The sequence below is a fragment of the Sulfurimonas sp. HSL-1656 genome, assembly GCF_039645585.1.
Taxonomy (GTDB): domain Bacteria; phylum Campylobacterota; class Campylobacteria; order Campylobacterales; family Sulfurimonadaceae; genus Thiomicrolovo; species Thiomicrolovo subterrani.
On record NZ_CP147915.1, the window covers coordinates 650,143 to 667,091 of the forward strand.

15 protein-coding genes are annotated in these 16,949 nt (G+C 56.5%); 7 read left to right on the top strand and 8 right to left on the bottom strand.

Features of this window, described 5'->3' with window-relative positions:
- The first annotated feature begins 54 nt into the window (after window positions 1–54).
- The 3 genes from serB (at window position 55) to WCX49_RS03340 (ending at window position 1,411) form a co-directional block, all read left to right on the top strand.
- On the top strand, window positions 55–678 hold the full coding sequence (gene serB / locus WCX49_RS03330) for a phosphoserine phosphatase SerB (protein WP_345986161.1): 624 nt from the start codon (window positions 55–57) through the stop codon (window positions 676–678).
- On the top strand, window positions 675–989 hold the full coding sequence (locus tag WCX49_RS03335; RefSeq protein WP_345986162.1) for a hypothetical protein: 315 nt from the start codon (window positions 675–677) through the stop codon (window positions 987–989). The genes serB and WCX49_RS03335 overlap by 4 nt, the downstream gene beginning before the upstream one ends.
- An 86-nt stretch (window positions 990–1,075) precedes the next feature.
- A complete protein-coding gene (locus WCX49_RS03340; RefSeq protein WP_345986163.1) occupies window positions 1,076–1,411 on the top strand; it encodes a cytochrome c in 336 nt (111 codons plus the stop codon).
- A gap of 36 nt (window positions 1,412–1,447) precedes the next feature.
- Here the strand turns inward: WCX49_RS03340 and WCX49_RS03345 are convergent, their stop codons facing one another.
- The 6 genes from WCX49_RS03345 to WCX49_RS03370 form a co-directional block, all read right to left on the bottom strand.
- Window positions 1,448–2,860, bottom strand: coding sequence for an ankyrin repeat domain-containing protein (locus WCX49_RS03345; RefSeq protein WP_345986164.1), 1,413 nt, complete (start codon window positions 2,858–2,860; stop codon window positions 1,448–1,450).
- Between the two features lie 119 nt (window positions 2,861–2,979).
- Window positions 2,980–3,243 carry a 30S ribosomal protein S18 gene (gene rpsR, locus WCX49_RS03350; protein ID WP_231020385.1) on the bottom strand — a complete coding sequence of 88 codons (264 nt, stop codon included), beginning with the start codon at window positions 3,241–3,243 and terminating at the stop codon, window positions 2,980–2,982.
- Between the two features lie 26 nt (window positions 3,244–3,269).
- Window positions 3,270–3,803: a single-stranded DNA-binding protein gene (locus WCX49_RS03355; RefSeq protein WP_345986165.1), complete on the bottom strand. Its 534-nt coding sequence runs from the start codon at window positions 3,801–3,803 to the stop codon at window positions 3,270–3,272.
- 19 nt (window positions 3,804–3,822) lie between these two features.
- Complete coding sequence (gene rpsF, locus WCX49_RS03360) at window positions 3,823–4,197, bottom strand: 30S ribosomal protein S6 (protein WP_345986166.1); 375 nt, start codon at window positions 4,195–4,197, stop codon at window positions 3,823–3,825.
- 209 nt (window positions 4,198–4,406) lie between these two features.
- A complete protein-coding gene (gene holA / locus WCX49_RS03365) occupies window positions 4,407–5,378 on the bottom strand; it encodes a DNA polymerase III subunit delta (protein ID WP_345986167.1) in 972 nt (323 codons plus the stop codon).
- Window positions 5,375–7,354 carry a ribonuclease R family protein gene (locus tag WCX49_RS03370; RefSeq protein WP_345986168.1) on the bottom strand — a complete coding sequence of 660 codons (1,980 nt, stop codon included), beginning with the start codon at window positions 7,352–7,354 and terminating at the stop codon, window positions 5,375–5,377. The genes holA and WCX49_RS03370 overlap by 4 nt, the downstream gene beginning before the upstream one ends.
- Before the next feature lie 95 nt (window positions 7,355–7,449).
- Between WCX49_RS03370 and WCX49_RS03375 the strand changes: the two genes are divergently transcribed.
- The 4 genes from WCX49_RS03375 to WCX49_RS03390 all read left to right on the top strand — a co-directional run bounded on the left by WCX49_RS03375 (window position 7,450) and on the right by WCX49_RS03390 (window position 13,257).
- Window positions 7,450–7,785, top strand: a complete 336-nt coding sequence (locus tag WCX49_RS03375) for a hypothetical protein (protein ID WP_345986169.1) — start codon at window positions 7,450–7,452, stop codon at window positions 7,783–7,785.
- A gap of 98 nt (window positions 7,786–7,883) precedes the next feature.
- Window positions 7,884–8,414 (top strand): transcription elongation factor GreA, encoded by a 531-nt coding sequence (gene greA, locus WCX49_RS03380; protein WP_345986170.1) that lies wholly within the window; start codon window positions 7,884–7,886, stop codon window positions 8,412–8,414.
- 100 nt (window positions 8,415–8,514) lie between these two features.
- Window positions 8,515–10,728 carry a phosphoribosylformylglycinamidine synthase subunit PurL gene (purL, locus tag WCX49_RS03385; RefSeq protein WP_345986171.1) on the top strand — a complete coding sequence of 738 codons (2,214 nt, stop codon included), beginning with the start codon at window positions 8,515–8,517 and terminating at the stop codon, window positions 10,726–10,728.
- Between the two features lie 126 nt (window positions 10,729–10,854).
- Window positions 10,855–13,257 carry an EAL domain-containing protein gene (locus tag WCX49_RS03390; RefSeq protein WP_345986172.1) on the top strand — a complete coding sequence of 801 codons (2,403 nt, stop codon included), beginning with the start codon at window positions 10,855–10,857 and terminating at the stop codon, window positions 13,255–13,257.
- A 113-nt stretch (window positions 13,258–13,370) separates the two neighbouring features.
- Here the strand turns inward: WCX49_RS03390 and WCX49_RS03395 are convergent, their stop codons facing one another.
- Complete coding sequence (locus WCX49_RS03395; RefSeq protein ID WP_345986173.1) at window positions 13,371–14,480, bottom strand: vWA domain-containing protein; 1,110 nt, start codon at window positions 14,478–14,480, stop codon at window positions 13,371–13,373.
- Window positions 14,481–15,010: 530 nt separating this feature from the next.
- The gene (locus tag WCX49_RS03400; RefSeq protein ID WP_345986174.1) at window positions 15,011–16,945 is read right to left on the bottom strand and encodes a CHASE2 domain-containing protein; all 1,935 of its coding nucleotides are present in this window, start codon (window positions 16,943–16,945) and stop codon (window positions 15,011–15,013) included.
- Window positions 16,946–16,949: the final 4 nt, after the last annotated feature.

The following is a 16,949-nucleotide window of genomic DNA, read 5'->3' on the forward strand; positions in this document are numbered from 1 at the left end:
CCTGCGGTGCGATATAATGGCGCCATTATAACCAAGGGAGCGTAAAGGAGAGATATGCGGCTATGTGTGTTTGATTTTGACTCGACGTTGATGGACGGAGAGACCATCGATTTTTTTGCCGAGGCGCTGGGAATCGGCGAAGAGGTCGCCGCCATCACGGAGCGGGCCATGAACGGGGAGCTTGACTTCTTCGAGAGCCTTCAGCAGCGCGTCAAGCTGCTCAAAGGGCTGGATGTGGAGACCGTCGAGCGCATCAGCCGCAATCTTCCCTATATGCCGGGTGCCAAAGAGACGATCGCGGCATTGAAAGCCGAGGGGATCACCGTGGTCTGTTTCAGCGGCGGGTTCCGGACGGCGACCTCCTATGCCAAAGAGATCCTCGGCTTTGACGCGGACTTCTCCAATGCGCTGCACGCCAAAGAGGGTAAACTGACCGGTGAAGTCGGCGGGGATATGATGTTCAACTGGTCCAAAGGGGATATGCTTGTACGGCTCCAGGAGCTGCTCAAGGTGACACCGGAAGAGACGATGGTCGTCGGGGACGGTGCCAACGACATAAGTATGTTCGCGCATGCCGGGACACGGGTCGCTTTCTGTGCGAAACCGGTTTTGAAAGAGGCGGCGAACATTATCATCGACACCAAAGATCTTCGCGAGATCCTGGGACGGCTCGTATGAATCTCTGGGAACGCTACAACGAAGAACAGCTGCTGGGTGCCACTCTGGCAGAGCTGACCGGATTGCCGCTGATGCAGTGCGAGGAGAAAACGCTTTTCGAAGTCCTCAAGCGCCACCTGACGCGCAAAGAGCTGCGCAGCTGGGTGATGGCCCGGGGCGGTGCCGATACGGCAGCGATCAGCACGGAGACCGGACTGAATGACGAAGAGATCGGCAAGGCTGTTCATAAAGCCGCCAAAAAGATACGACAGCCCAAACTCCGCAGTGAGTTCCAGCAGCTCCTGGCGAACCTGGAAGCGGAGTATGAATAACGGAGAATGTTAAGATTTCTTTATCTTTCGTTCAGGCTGTCGTGATAGAATTGTGTTACTTTAACGGTGAAGGAGGGATGGCAAGAATGAAAAAATCACTATCGGCCCTGTTGGGCGCGGCACTGCTGCTCGGTACCTTTTCGACGGCGGCGAATGCCGATGTCAAACGGGGGCAGAAAGCCTATTTGAAAAAGTGTAAACGCTGCCACGGCAACGGTACCAAAGGGGCCGCGATGAAGACCCAGAAAGAGTGGGCGGACGCGTTTGCGGATGATGCGGCGCTTTTTAAGGCGTGGCATAAAGATGATGCGAAAGCGATGCAATACATCAACAGCAGCCGCTTCAAAAAAGATGCCCCGAATCTCAAGGACTTCCTCTACGAATACGGTTCCGATTCCGGCAACGTTCCCTCCTGCGGCTGACGCTCAACCGCCGTCCTTTCGGGACGGTTTTTCTCCCTACTCCGACGCTTCGTCACTGTTGATCTCAATCGCACCATACTCCTGTAACAGCTCCACGATCCGTTTGCGCTGATGTTTCTGCGCGATGCGCATGGCACTCATCCCCTGCGGCGAGATACGGTTGACGTCGCAGCCGCATTCGCACAGAAAACGGCAGACGTCAATGTGGTTGTAGTAGACGGCCAGCATCAGGGCGCTCCAGCCGTAGTGGTCGATACGGTCGATGTCCGCATAGTTGCTGATAAGGACTTCGACCGCGGTCTGCCGTCCCATCGATGCGGCGACCATCAGGGCCGTACGCCCGTTCTTGTCGGTATAGTTGACATCGCTTCCGAGCTGCATCAGCAGGCGAAGATGTTTTTTGATCCCCTCATCCTGGCGCCGGGCCACGGTGTGAAAAAGCGGGGTCCACCCCGCGCGGTTCGTGGGAATATCGGTGTGCGCACCGCGGTCAAGCATGACTCGGAGCAGGTGACGGTAGCTGTCGGCGATTTCGGGGTAGGTTTCGATCCCGCGGTGCACCAGCGTGAGCGGGGTGTGCAGACCGTCATGCGTCAGGATATTCGCCCCGTGGCGGATCAGCGCGGCGGCGCCGTCGGGATTGCCGTTGCGCAGGGCGATGGTGAGGGCCGTGGCATGGTTGTCGGTGCGGTGCTCCAGGGTGGGGTAGCGCAGCAGCAGCTTTTCCAGGAGCCGGACGAACTTCGGGTGGGAAGCGGCAATGATGACCGGCGTGATGCCGTGCAGGTCCCCGGCGTCGATGAAGAGCCCCTTGTTGAGCAGGTAGGTGACCAGTTTCGGGTTATTCCCGAAGACGGCGTGGTGCAGCAGGGTCCGGTTCTGCGCATCGCGTCTGGAGAGTTCCATCGGCGTGGCCTCGGCATTGACGATGGCGTAAAGGTTGCCGTTGGATGCCAAGTCAAAGAGGTCCGGTTCCGCCGGCAGGTCGAAAACCGGGCGCACCTCTTCAAGCAGGGAGAGAAGCGTTTTGCTTTTCTGGGCCTTGGCGATCGCTGTCGGGGTGACGCCTTCACTGTTTTCCGTGTGCGGACGGGCACCGTACTGCAGCAGCTGCAATACGATTTCCGGATCGCCGAGCTTGACGGCGACATGCAGGGGGGTCTCAAGCTCGCGGTCCGCGAGGTTGGGGTTGGCACCGTGCATCAGGAGGGATTCGACGATCCGTGTCCGCTGGAGCATGACGGCCATCATCAGGGGCGGACGGTGGCCGAAGGCATGGTAGTCGACATCGAACCCCTCTTCGATCATGGAAAGCAGGGTGGCTTTGTCGTCGCTGCGGATGGCATTGAAAAAAGCCTCGCTTTTGTGTTCGATGATCTCCCCGGCAGTGGGGTCGTAGAGATGCGTTCCCAAAAGCATGGCACTGTGCAGACGCTCCATAAAGGGCATAACGGCTCCTGCAATTGAATGGATTTTGTTCTATCCTATCATAAAAGTGTAAAAGGGGATTGAAGAAATAGGTGAAAAAATGGGCTTAAAGCTCCGAAGCGGGTGCTTCGGAAGTGAAATTACTTGATAATTTCGAACGGGTTGACGACAACTTCCTTACGGGAAATTGTGTACGGGATGATCGCGGCGGAGCGTGCACGCTTGATGGCGATCGTAACCATGTCCTGGTGGCGCTTGCAGTTACCTGTCAGGCGGCGCGGCATGATTTTGTAGCGCTCAGAGAGTGAGTGCTTGAGGCTAGAAGCGTCTTTGTAGTCGATAAAGTCGACTTTCGCTTCACAGTATTTGCAATAACGTTTTTTATATTTGCGTTTTTCTGCCATGGTTTTTTTCCTTGCTGTCTATTATTCTAGAATGGGATTTCGTCTTCGTCGATATCGATTTCCGGAATCGTGTTCTCCGGCATCTGCTGTTTCGGCGGCTGGTAGGCGTTCTGCGGCTGCGGCTGCTTCGGCGGGTTGTAACCCTGCTGCGGTGCATTGTAGCCCTGGGAACTCGGGGCGTTGTAGCCGCCGTTGCCCGTCGGGGCACCGTAGCCTCCCTGCTGTTCCATGTCGCCGCGTCCGTCGAGCATTTTCATCTCTTCGACGTTGACGGAATGTTTCGAGCGTTTCTGCCCGTTCTGATCGGTCCACTGTTCAAGCATCAGTCTGCCTTCGACGAGGACTTTGCTCCCCTTACGAAGGTACTGGTTTGCGATCTCGCCGCTGCGGCCGAAGAAGGTGATATCGATGAACATCGTCTCATCGACCATTTCGCCGCTCTGTTTCTTGAACTTGCGGTTGGTCGCAATGCCGGTTTTGGCGATGGCCATACCGCCTTGCGTGTAGCGCAGCTCAATGTCGCGTGTAAGATTGCCTACCAGGATGACTTTGTTGAACATGTGGAAACTCTCCTACTGCTTAAGAAGCGGCGCTCTCGCTGCTCTCTTCGGTTTTTGCCGGCTGTTTTGTCTTCTCGACCATATCGTTCCATGCTTTGACTTCGCGCTTGGAATCGTATTTGATCGTGACGAAACGGAGGAGTTCCTCGTTGATGCGGAAGCGGCGTTCGATCTCCGCGATCGCAGACGGCTCGATCGTGTAATAGACAACGTGGAAGTAACCACGCGGGCTTTTTTCAATCGGGTAGGCCATTTTGCGCATACCCATCTCGTCGCGTGCTACGATTTGGCCACCGTTTTCAGTGATGACTTCTTCGATCGCAGCGATGCTGTTTTTGATCTCTTCTTCTGTCAGTGTCGGTTTGACGATGACAAGGTTTTCGTAATGTCTCATGTAGAGTATTTCTCCTTATGGTTTCATCCCTTATGGATCTCGGTCACGGGTCATCCCGCGCGATAATATGCAGTGCGTCGCAAAGCACAAAGAGTAAGGAACGCGCAATATTACATAATTACGGCTTAATTTAAGGTGAAATTCAGAAGCAAGATCGTGACTTCTCCGCAGGGAGTTGTGCAGAAGTGCTGAGCGTATGGAGTGCAACGCTATAAAAGCGACTGGACCTTTAAGAAGGCGGCGGCCAGCAGAGCGTTTTTGCTCCCACCGCCGGCCGATTTCATCTGCAGCTCCGTCTCGCCGAGCAGGGCCATCAGGCGGGTGTACTGCGGCTGCTTGAAACGCACGCTCTGCTGTGAACGCTCCTGCTCGATGCGCGGGGGAAGTTTATAGCCGAGGATCTTGGCCGAATCCGCCGCGCCGCTCAGGCGGATGGAGGCGTAGAAGAGGTAGAGCTGGGCGATATGGTTGGAGAGCGCCGTCAGCAGCCTGATCTCGTCTTCGCCGTGTTCGAGCAGGCGGCGCATCAGGGGAACGAAATCCTGTTTCTGCAGCAGCGTGTCGATCAGCTGGTCGACCTTGACTTCGGCGACCCCGTAGACGAGCTCGTCGATCTCTTTGATGCCGATACGGCCCTGCAGCAGGGAGAACTTGTCGAGTTCGTTGATGGTGAGGGCCAGGTCGCCGTTTTGCGATTCGAGCAGGTGGCTGGCGGCGTAGGGATCGAGGTTGATTCCCCTGGAGGCCGCCTCGTTCAGCACGATCTGGCGCGCTTCATTGGGAAAGGGGCGGAAGAGCCGGACGTCGGCGCCGCCCGATTTCGGGCCGAAGGCAGCCGTGGCGCTTTTTTTGAAATCGGTGCCGAAATAGGCGTAGATGAAGAGGTTGCCGGGATTCTTCTGCACCAGTCCGATCAAGGCCGTAAGGTCGTTTTTGGGCAGCTTTTTTTCGCTTTTGATGACGAGGACGTTGCGGCCGCCGAAGAGCGACCCCTGCGAGAGGTGCGCCTTGGCGTTCGCGAACTGGTACTCGTCGAAGTAGACGCTGAGGATGTTCGGGTCCTCGACGTCGGCGAGCTGCTTGGTGTAATGTTCGATCAGGAAATGGCTCTCGCCGTAGAGCATGACGGCGCCGGGAGCCTTGCCCTGGCGGATCAGGTTGTCAAGCTCCTGCCGTTTCATTCACGCTCCTTGGAGAGGGTCGCATGGGACTCCACGGTGCGGACGTAGGTCGTGTGGATCCGCGCGGTGGCAAGGTTGACATTCTCGATGCGTAGTTCGATATCGTCGAAGAGCATGACGGGCTCGTTCGTGACGACTTTGACCTTGGCTCCGCGCAGCGGTCCGGTGATCTCGGCACGCAGTTCCGGGTCGGTCGCGTAGACGCGCGCCGGGAAGACCTCGCCAATGTGTTCATTGGCCCAGCGGGCGAACTTGCGGTCCATGAAACGCACTTCGATGTCGCTCGCCTCGCGCTCTTTGTCGCTGATGGCGAAACAGAGCGCGTCGATGTTGCGCAGGACGTAGGAACCCTCCTCTTTGTCGCCGCGCTGGATCGCCTTGAGCAGCCGGTGGACGATGAGGTCGGAGTAGCGGCGGATGGGGGAGGTGAAGTGGGTGTAACGCTCGAAGCCCAGCCCGAAGTGGCCGACGTTGTCAGGGGCGTAGCGCGCCTGCATCTGGGAACGGATGATGAGGGTATCGACCTCGTGCCCGATCCCGCGTTTCTCGGCCTCATGCTGGATCCCGGTAATGGTCTCCTTGAGGCTCTCTTTCTGTTCGGCGATGATCCCGATACCGGCCAGTTCGGTGTAGAGGCTCTGCAGCTTGGCCGGGCTCGGGGGTTCGTGGATACGGAATACGCCGCGCTCGTACATGGCTGCAGCCGCCTTGTTCGCCAGCAGCATACAATCCTCGATGAGGGCGTGCGAGGGCGTCTCTTCCGAGACGGTCGTCTCCACGATGTTCTGCGCGTCGTCGAGGGCCATCTCCAGCTCCTCGGAACGAAAGTCGAAACCGACCTTGAGGCGCTTTTCGCGCAGGGCCTCGGTCAGCTTACGCAGTTCGAAAAGGTTGGCGATGACGGTGCGTTCGTCGTCGTTTGCCGGTGCCGCTTTGCCGGGGGCCTCGAAAAGCGCATCCACCTCTTCGTAGTTGAAACGGCGCTTGGAGTGGATGATCGTCTCGTAGAGTTCCGTCTCGACGACCTCGAGGCTTTCGGGGTCGAGGACCATTTTGAACGTGTAGGCGAGGCGGTCGACATGGGGCTGCAGGGAGCAAAGGGTCTCGGAGAGTTCGCGCGGCAGCATCGGGATGGAACGGTGGGGCAGGTAGATGGAGAAGCTGCGGTAGATCGCCTCGGCATCGATGGGGCCGAAGGGGGTGACGTAGGCGCTGACGTCCGCGATGGCCACGTAGAGGGTGTGCGACTCGGGCAGGTAGCAGACGGCGTCGTCGAAGTCCTTGGCCGTGACGGGGTCGATGGTGCAGAAGGGGAGGTGGCGCAGATCCTTGCGGCCGGGGAATTTCGAGGCGTCGACCGTTTTGTCGAAACTGGCGGCAAGCTTTTTTACCTCTTCGTCGAAATCATCGTGCTTGTTGTACATGGCGAGAACGATCTTTTCATCGACGAGAGGATCGGCCAGGTTGCCCAGCACCTCCATGATCTCGCCGTTCTGGTTGTTGACCTTGAAAAGGGTGCCCTCTTCGTAGCCGGCGAGGGCTTCGGCACTGAGCGGGACCCCGGCGGGGTAGTCGTTGCGGATATCGAGTACCGATTTGACGCCGTTCTGGACCTTGACGTAGGCGACGCTGAAGGTCTCCGCCCGCCCGACGACGGCGACAATCTTTGCCGAGGGTCTGCCCCGGCGTCCGAGCAGGCGTTTGACGATGACGAGGTCCCCCTCTTTGGCATCGCCGAGGTCATGTTCGTCGATGAAGAGGTCGCGGACATTGGCACCGAGGACCTGCAGGTAGGCACCGCTGCCCGACTGGTTCATGGCGATGGCGCCGGCGCGGTACTGGGAGGGGAGGCGGTAGATGCCCTCTTCGAGCACGACAAGGCCCTCTTGGAGCCATTGCGCGACGAGGTCCTTTTCCGTTTCGGCGACGTCCTGGGCATAGAGTCCGACGGTCAATCTGACAAGGAGTGATTTCATGGCGGCTTTTCGTTTTTTAGCAGATTATAGCGTATAGGAGAACTTATGCTAAAATTTGCGACTACCCGAAACCAATTTATGACAGGAGAAAAACATTGCAGTTTATTGACAGTGAAGCGGTATTGAAACAGCTCGGTTATACGCCGAACGAGGCATTGATGGAGCAGATCGAACGGATCGAAGCGAATACCGTCGGATATGACAAGATCCAGAAACACATCCTTGACCTGCACGAGCAGCTCAAAGTCGATGACAGTTTTGTGGCACTTTCCAACACCAAAGACTGTTTCAAGATCAAGATCGAGGCGCCGAGCGATGAACGCAAAGCCGAAGCCGTGGAGCGCCTGAACCATTTCACCGAAAAATACAAGATCGACCTGGAGCAGGTCCCGGGCAAAGAGACCTACTACATTCTGGGGTACAGCAAGTAGCCCGATGCCAGTGGAGCCGATGATACCTCAGAAATGCAAGGTGAGTAACCTCACGTTGCATCTGAGTAAAATAGCTGAGATAGGAGAGAGGTTGAACTTTGTCAAAAGTTGAACCGATGACCCCCGAAGGGTATGATCTACTCGTCCGGGAGTTCAAATACCTCAAAGAGATCGAAAAACCCCGGGTCAACCATGAAAAACAGGTGGCGGCGGAGCTCGGCGACCGCAGTGAAAACGCGGAGTATCACGCCGCCAAGGAGAAACTCCGGCATATCGACAAGCGTCTTTTCTACCTTAACGGCATGATCGAAAAAGCCCGGGTGATCGACCCCGCCGGACTCGACCACAGCCGGGTGCATTTCGGCGCGACGGTTACCCTCGAACGGGTTGAAGACGGGGAAGAGGAGCGTTACACGATCTGCGGTGTGCTCGAGAGCGAACCCGAGATCGGACTGATCTCCGTACACGCCCCCCTGGCCCGGGCCGTGATGGGCAAGGAGGAGGGCGACGAGTTCCGCGTCCGGCTCCCCGCGGGCCAACGCGTCTACGAGGTGCTCGCCGTCGAGTATATCCCGCTCTTTTCACTGAAAAAGCAGGTCCGCGGCGAAGCGGATTTCCGCTTCGCCTGACCACTTCCCGTCTCCTGTCGGTACCCGTCGCAGGCGACGTCGGGAAATTCAACTCCCCTTTGCTATAATCCTACCCACTATTTACGCGTAAGGAAATGCAGTGAACCAACCACTTGAAAACATCAATGAGGTTTTGGCCCAACACAAACTCTCCCAGCTTGATTATGCCCATATCAAAGAGATTCTCGGGCGTGAACCGAACCTGGTTGAAATCGGTATCTTTTCGGCAATGTGGTCGGAGCACTGCAGTTATAAATCCTCCAAAAAACACCTGAGCGGTTTCCCGACAAAGGCGCCGTGGGTCATCCAGGGACCGGGCGAGAATGCCGGGGTGATCGACATCGGCGACGGCTACGCGGCCGTCTTCAAAATGGAGAGCCACAACCACCCCTCCTTTATCGAACCGTACCAGGGTGCCGCGACAGGCGTCGGCGGGATCATGCGCGACGTCTTTACGATGGGCGCACGCCCGGTCGCAAGCCTCAACGCCCTGCGTTTCGGCAACGTGCACGGCGACGATGAAACGGCACACCATCAGCGCTACCTCGTGCGCGGCGTCGTCGAGGGGATCGGCGGCTACGGCAACTGTATGGGCGTGCCCACGATCGGCGGCGAGATCAGTTTCGATGAGTGCTACAACGGCAATATCCTCGTCAACGCCTTCAACCTCGGCGTTGCGAAGGCCGACGAGATCTTCTACGGCCGTGCGGAGGGGATCGGCAACCCGGTCATCTACGTCGGCTCGAAAACGGGCCGCGACGGTCTCGGCGGGGCGGTCATGAGCTCCGACTCCTTCACCGAGGAGTCCAAGTCGCTGCGCCCGACGGTTCAGGTCGGCGACCCGTTCACGGAGAAGCTGCTGCTCGAAGCGTGCCTCGAGCTCTTCAAGACCGACTACGTCATCGGTATCCAGGATATGGGTGCGGCGGGCCTGACGTCGAGCTCGTTTGAGATGGCGGGCCGTTCCGGTTCGGGGATGATCATGCACCTCGACCGTGTGCCGGCGCGCGAAGAGGGGATGATGCCGTACGAATTCATGCTCTCCGAATCCCAGGAGCGGATGCTGCTCTGTGCGAAAAAGGGAAGTGAACAGGCGATCATCGATATCTTCGAGAAGTGGGACCTCGATGCCGCCGTCGTCGGCGAAGTCACCGCCACGGGCCGGATGGAGCTCTTCTGGCACGGCGAGAAGTGTGCCGACGTCCCGGTTGACCCGGTCTCCGAAGAGGCCCCTATTCTCGACCGCCCGACGGCGCGCCCGGCCTACCTTGACACGATCAAGGGCGTCTCCATTGACGATTTCGAAACCCCGTCCAACCAGGAGGCATTCGAAAAACTGATGGCATCGATGGAGGTCGTCGACAAGGCGTGGGTCTACGAACAGTACGACTCCATGGTCCAGACGAACACCGTCAAAAAAGGGGGGATGCTCGACGCCTCCGTCGTCCGTGTCAAAGAGAACGGCCGTGCATTGGCGATGAGCTCGGACTGTAATGTCCGCTACTGCTACGTTGATCCGAAAAACGGTGCCGCTGCTGCCGTCGTCGAAGCGGGGCGTAACGTCGCGATGAGCGGTGCACGTCCGTTGGCGATTACCGACTGTCTGAACTACGGCAACCCGGAGAACCCGGAAGTGATGTGGCAGTTCGCCGAAGGGTGTCTGGGGATCAAAGAGGCGTGCGCCGAACTCAACACCCCTGTTATCGGCGGGAATGTCTCCCTCTACAACGAAACCAACGGCGTCTCCGTTTTCCCGACCCCGGCGATCGCGACCGTCGGGGTTAACGACGACGAGAACAAGGTCCTGATGTCTTCTTTCCAGAAAGCCGGCAACCTGCTTTACCTCGTCGGCGAGACGAAGAGCGAGTTCGGCGGTTCACTCTATATGAAAGAGATCTGCCACACCGTCGCGGGCGAGATGCCTGCGATCGACTATAAGAAGGAACTGGCACTCTGGGACCTCGTCATCGAGGCGAACAAGCAGGGGCTGCTCTCCTGCGCCAAAGACCTCAGCTCCGGCGGGGCGGCGGTCGCGCTCGGCAAGATGGCGGCGACCAGCGGCCTGGGCTGCGACGTCACGATGACGGTCGCGGATGCGCGTGACATCTTCGCTGAGAGCATGGCCCGCGCCATCATCGAGGTCGCGCCGGAGAGCGCGGCAGCCTTTGAAGCGATGGCGGGCGGCCTTGCCTGCGAGAAGATTGGTACGGTCGGCGGCGACAGCGTGAAGATCAATGATGTTCTTCTTCCGCTGGCGACCCTGGATGACCTCTACTTCAATACCTTCAAGAGGGTCGTCGAACAGGATATCTGACCCCCGCTCCCGGTGTCGTGTACCGCTAGGACACCCTGCATGTCCGGCCGCTTTGGTCCGGATGTGATTCACCTTTGTCATGCTTTTCCGTGATAAAATAAACAGCCTGTCCGTTATAATGGTGCTATGAGCACTCAGAACAAACTTCTCTTATTTTTTATCATGCTGCTGATTCTCTTTTTCAGTGTCAGCGAGACGTGGATGCTCTTCTACGGCCTGAAAAAAACCAAAGAGGAGTGGCACGCCCAAAACGGCATTAATGTCAACACGATCCTTGACCTGCAGAAGCAGGGGGTCGCCGTCGTGGCGCTCGCACTGGCGAACAACCCGACAGTGAAGGCTGCCTACCGCGAGAACAATCCCCAGATGATCATCGATGCCGTGCTGCCTTTTTGGAAGCAGGTACATACGCAGGATATGATTTACGAGATCCACTTCTTCAAGCCGCCCGCGATCTCCTTTGTCAATTTTTCAAATGTCGGTTCTATCGGTACCAATGTCAGTCGCGTCAGACGGGACATGGTCTGGGTGACCTCTTCTTTCAAAGCAAGCAGTCACCTGATGATGTGCAAAACCTATGCAGGGGTCAGGGCGACTTATCCCATCGTTGATGCGAACGGTACGATGCTCGGCGGCCTCTCCCTTGGGAAAAAAGTCGGATGGATTCCTGCGACACTAAAAGACACTTCTTCGAAAGAGGCGTTTCTGGTCTATACGAAAGCGCCGACACAGAACCTCTCGGAGCACTATTACCAGCAGTTCATGGAGGGCAAAGAGGCACTCGGCGACTATATTTTCGCGCAGCGGACCCTGCCCATCAGCAAAGCAGAGTTTTCCGGGATCGACTTTTCCAAACCGCAGCAGTCGTTTGAAACCGGGGGGCGGGAGTATGAGCTTGACCTCTACCCCCTGTATGATTTCAACCATGACGTTATGGCGTATATCGGTGTCCTCAACAGTCTGGATGCCTTCAGTACACGGCTTTGGACGAGGCTGTTGACCAATCTTCTGCTGGTGGGGAGTACGTTCGCCGTGCTTTTCCTTCTTTTCAGAAAGCGTGTCAGGAAAACCTTTGCGCTGATATCCCAGATGAAAACGTTGACACAGCACTTTAAAAACAATCGGTTCGACCCTTTGAAAGGCTATGACCTGGAGAGGCTGGAAGCACAGAAGGGGCAGGACGAGATCCGCGGCCTGCAGCTCGATATCTTGCAGATGGGCCGGGCGCTGCAGTCATACCACGATGAGATGCAGAGCACGGTCGAAGAGAAGACGGCGGCTCTTTCCCGGGCCAACCGTGAACTGGAACACCGGCTTTATTCCGACCATCTGACCGGCCTGCCCAATCGGAATGCCCTGTTCCGGGACGCACCGCACTGGCCTTCCCCCGCCGTGGCGACGATCGATATCAACGGGTTCAAAACGATCAACGATCTCTACGGGGTTGAGCTCGGGAACCGGCTGCTGAAAGAACTGGGGAGTTTCTGTCAGGCATTTTTGGCAGACGAGCCGATCACTGTATACCGTATCAGTGCGGATGAATTCGTATTGGCCGCCGCGGAAGGGTATGAGGAGGCAGCATTTACCGGCCTGGTCGTCCGCTTGATCGCTGCCGCGGAGAAACACCGCTTTATCGTCGAAAACGCGGACCTGGAACTCTATATCGAACTCGTGGCCGGTATTGCCTTCGGACACGGCAAACTGATCGAAAAAGCGGACATGGCACTCGTTTACGCCAAGAAAACACGGCGGGATTACGTGGTCTATACGGATGCGCTGGGCCTTGACCGTGCACATGAGGAGAGTATCGCACTGATGCGGCGCCTGAAACAGGCGGTCGAAGGCGGGCATATCACGGTGGTATATCAGCCAATCGTCGACCGTGAGGGTACGGTGAAGAAGTATGAATCACTGCTGCGCATCCGTGAAGGCGATACGCTTCTGTCGCCCCATTCGTTTCTGGCATTCGCAAAAAAGACGCGCTATTACAAACTGATGACCCGGGCCGTGGTGGACAAGACGTTTGCGTACTTTGCCGGTACATCGATGCAGTTTACGATCAATCTGACGGCACAGGATATTCTCGACAGCGATACCGTGGCTTATCTCTATGGCAAGCTGGAGCAGAGCGGTCTTGCCCGCAACGTCGTTTTTGAGATTGTTGAGTCTGAGAGCCTGCAGGGGATGGACGCATTCGAGACTTTTGTCGAAGCGGTCAAAAACCGCGGAGCCAAAGTGGCTATTGATGATTTTGGATCGGGGTATTCGAACTTCTCCTATCTCTTGAAACTTGCACCGGACTACCTGAAAATAGACGGATCGCTGATCAAAGAGATCCACACCGATGCGAATGCCTACGCCATCGTCCAGACGATTGTCGGCTTTGCCAAAACGCTCGGGATACGGACCATTGCCGAGTATATCCACTCAGAGGCTGTCTTTGACGTGTGCAAGACGCTCGGTATCGATGAGTTCCAGGGGTACTATTTCGGTGCGCCGGAAAAAGAGATCCCGGACGTTGAAACGTAGAATACACCGTTTTGATGAAAAGATGGCGGAGATGATCAGGTCTAAAGGGACGATCTGAAGTCCCGGCCCGGTTTACATGATCCCCGCATCCCGCGGGGCCGAAACGAAGCGGGTTATTTGACCCAGACGACGTCTTTGCCGCGGAACGGGGTACCGTCAAGCAGCGTGCCGGTTACTTCGAGATACTGGACACCGAGCTCAAGACCGCTGACGACCGACTGCGTGTCGAAGTGCATGACAAGATCCATATAACCGTCGGCACCCAGTGTCGTACACTCATCCTTCAGCGGCTCTTCGCTGAACCCGCCGGTATAGACGGTTGCATTGTCCTCGTAGCTGTAATGGACCGGTGAGACGCCATTGACGGTGACGCTACTGACGTTGATGTCGTTGACGTCAAGCATATCCGATCCGAGAATCGCCATGGGAATCACCCCTTTTGACTTGGTCGTGATCGGGTTCGGGCAGCTGCGCGGGTGCACGTCGAAGTCCACCGGTGTTTCAGTAATAATGGTCTCGTAGATACATTTGTCGAAGACTTCTTCCAGGATGGCTGCCTGAAGTGCAGGGTTGCTCAACTCGTTGATATTCCAGGTGTATCCCCCGGTCTCAACGGCAAGGCTGCCCGGATTCATGCCGTAGTCATCATACGTTCTGTTAAAGCCGGGGTTGATAATGCCGTAAAACGTGGCGTTGTGCGCCTGCATGGCGGCGATGGCCACCGGCTTGTTATGCCACGGGATCCAATAGCTCGTGTCCGTGATATCACCGTCGTCGGCATCTTCGTTGGAAAGAAGGATGACACAGGCACCGGCATCATCTCTGAACTTGTTCGTAGGTGTTTCCATGGCACCGGACATACTGCGTGCCACTGCGGCAAAGCCGGGTTCATAACCAGTACCGCCCCCGTTAAGTGTATGGAGTTGGGTGTTGAAGAGGTTGATGTCCGTCGTCAGAGGGGTTAAAACAACCGGATTCGTCGTACTGTCCAGCGGGTTGACCGCCCCGGTATACCCATAGCCGAAAGCGACCAGACCGAGTTGGAAGTCAATACCTTCGTTAACAAGTTTGTCAACAAGGACATGAACGTTGTTTTTAACAACGTTGATATAGGAGTTCATACTGCCCGAGTTGTCGATAACAAAGACGATATCACCTTTTTGCGCTGCAAGCGTGCCGGCCAGAGCCATGGCTGCGAGGGATGAAACAAGTAGCTTTTTCATTGCGTAGATCCTTTGAGAGTGTAATGGACAATTGATCTTTGGCAGCTAGACAATCCCGGTGGACTCACAGCTTTCCGCCCCCCGGTGGAGGGTTGGCTTTTCAGACAACATTAATTCACAAAAAGATAGGTAAACTAACTATCTTTGAAAAGTAATATAAAATAGCAATACTTAATGAAAAATGAAAAAAATGTAACACTGGGAAAAAAGTCGAAAAGGGGTGTTACTTATTGAAAAGATGTTCTGAAGTGAAAATTTCCGTAGCAGTAATATGCGGGTCGGAAGCGTGTCGTGGTACGAGGAGGCTAATGATACTCAGCGCATTTTGAACGCCAGGGTGTAGTCTTCATAATCCAGGTAGGTAAACCGGAAAAAGAAGCCGTCCAGGCGTCTGCAGCACACGGTAAAGATGTTGGTAGACTCTGATTTCATGTAAGAGATCATAGTGCGCTTGCATTACGACCGGGGGACAGATCCGCAACGGTTTGATTACGGCAAGGCAGTGTATGATCGTAAAGGGAATGAAAACGTTAGCGGTGCGTTTGCGCAATACGTCGGAACTCCTCTTTGAGTGCTATGAAGACATCGACGATCTGCGGGTCGAAATGGTTCCCGCGTCCCTCGAGAATGATTGCTTCGGTCTGTTCGAATGAGAAGGCCTCTTTATAGTAGCGCCGGCTGATCAGGGCATCATAGACATCCGCCAGAGCCATCAGCCGCGCTTCGAGGGGGATGGCTTCCCCGGAAAGCCCCTGGGGATAGCCGCTTCCGTTCCACTTCTCATGGTGGGAGTAGGCGATATTGCGGGCGACGCGGAGCATGGCATTGTCATGGTAGCTGTTGATGGCGTTGTCGAGGATCTCTTTGCCGTAAGTCGTATGGAGTTTCATCGTCTCGAACTCTTCGGGCGTCAGGCTACCCGGTTTTTTGAGAATATGGTCGGGAATGCCGACCTTGCCGATATCGTGCAGCGGCGCGGTATGAAAAAGCTGCTCGATGTAACTCTCATTGAGGGTTTCGTGGTAAGCTCCCTTCCGTGCCATCGCCATCGCAAGAAGTTTGACATAGTTTTTGGTGCGGATGATATGGGCCCCTGTCTCGGTATCGCGGGTTTCCGCAACGAGGGCCATGCTGTCGAGGGCAGCCTGGTGGGAGTGGCTGAGCTGCTCGTAAAACTGCTTGCGCTGGGTGTAGCCGATGACCGCGATGGAGAGGGCGGTGATGAGGAAGCTGACGGCCAGCGGGGAGAGGAAATAGCCCGGAGCGATGGAGAGGGAATAGATCAGCGCGGTAACGGCGGCGGCGCTGTAGAGCAGCGTCATACTGCTGAAGAAGATGATGATAGAGAGATAGCGTCTGCGCCGGAACATGATCAGCGCTGCCATAGCACTCAGAAACGAGAGCAGCATGTTCAGCGGCGGGAAGATCCCGGGCTGTGAGATGAGGTCTCCGTTCAGTACGTTCTCGATCAGCGTGGCATGCATATAGATACCGGGCAGTGTTTCCCCGGGGGCCACGGTATAACGGTCATGCAGCCCGACGGCTGTGGCGCCGACCAGCACGAATTTTCCCCGGATCGCTTCGGGATCTACCCGGCCGCGGAGGAGGTCGACGGCGGAGATACGCCGATAGGTGTCTTTGGGATAGAAACGGAGCAGAACGTTGGCATGGGCGTCGGTGTAGAAACGATGGTCGCCGAGCTCGGCCTGGAGGCCGTAGGGGGTGTCACTCAGCTGCATCTGCGGCGGGAACCGCCCTGAGGTGAGCAGCATGGCCGCAGTGAGTGCGGCGATGGGTTCCTGGTCGAAGCGCATTGCCAGCGCCATTCGGCGGAAGACACCGTCGCGGTCTGCATGGGCATTGATAAAACCGGTCGAGTGTGCCTGTGCCTGCAGTTCGGGGATATTGCACAGCAGCCCGACACCGGTGTAAAGGGTGTCGATTTCTGTTACATCGATATGGTAACCGGGTTTTTCAAAACAGACGGAAGCATCACCGTCGCGCTTGTTTTTTAGATAGAGCGGCAGCAGCAGCGGCAGGCTGCCGATCGTGTCCGCCAGCAGGCTGTCGTTATCGTAAAGCTGGTCCGGGAGGCCCTCGATGTGCAGGGAAAGACCGAAATAGTTGCGGTAAAACGCTATCAGCTCCTGCGGCGAGGTCCGGTCATTTTCGGGAAAGATGATGTCCGCTGCAATTGCGGCAGGCTTGTAGGCGCCGATCTGTTCAAGCAGCTTGGCCGTCAGGACCCTCGGCCAGGGCCATTGCCCCAGCGTTTCGAGGCTTTCGTCGTCGATCTCGACGATCACCGTTGCCGGTTCGCCAAGCTGCAGCGGAGAGACGGCCGTAGCGATCCGTTTATAGAGGTCGTAAAGGAGGTTGTCGCTTTGCTGCAGCAGGGCAGTAGGGTAAGCGGCAAGATAAAAGAGCAGCGTCGTGATGGCGACGACGATGTAAAATTTCCGCATAGCG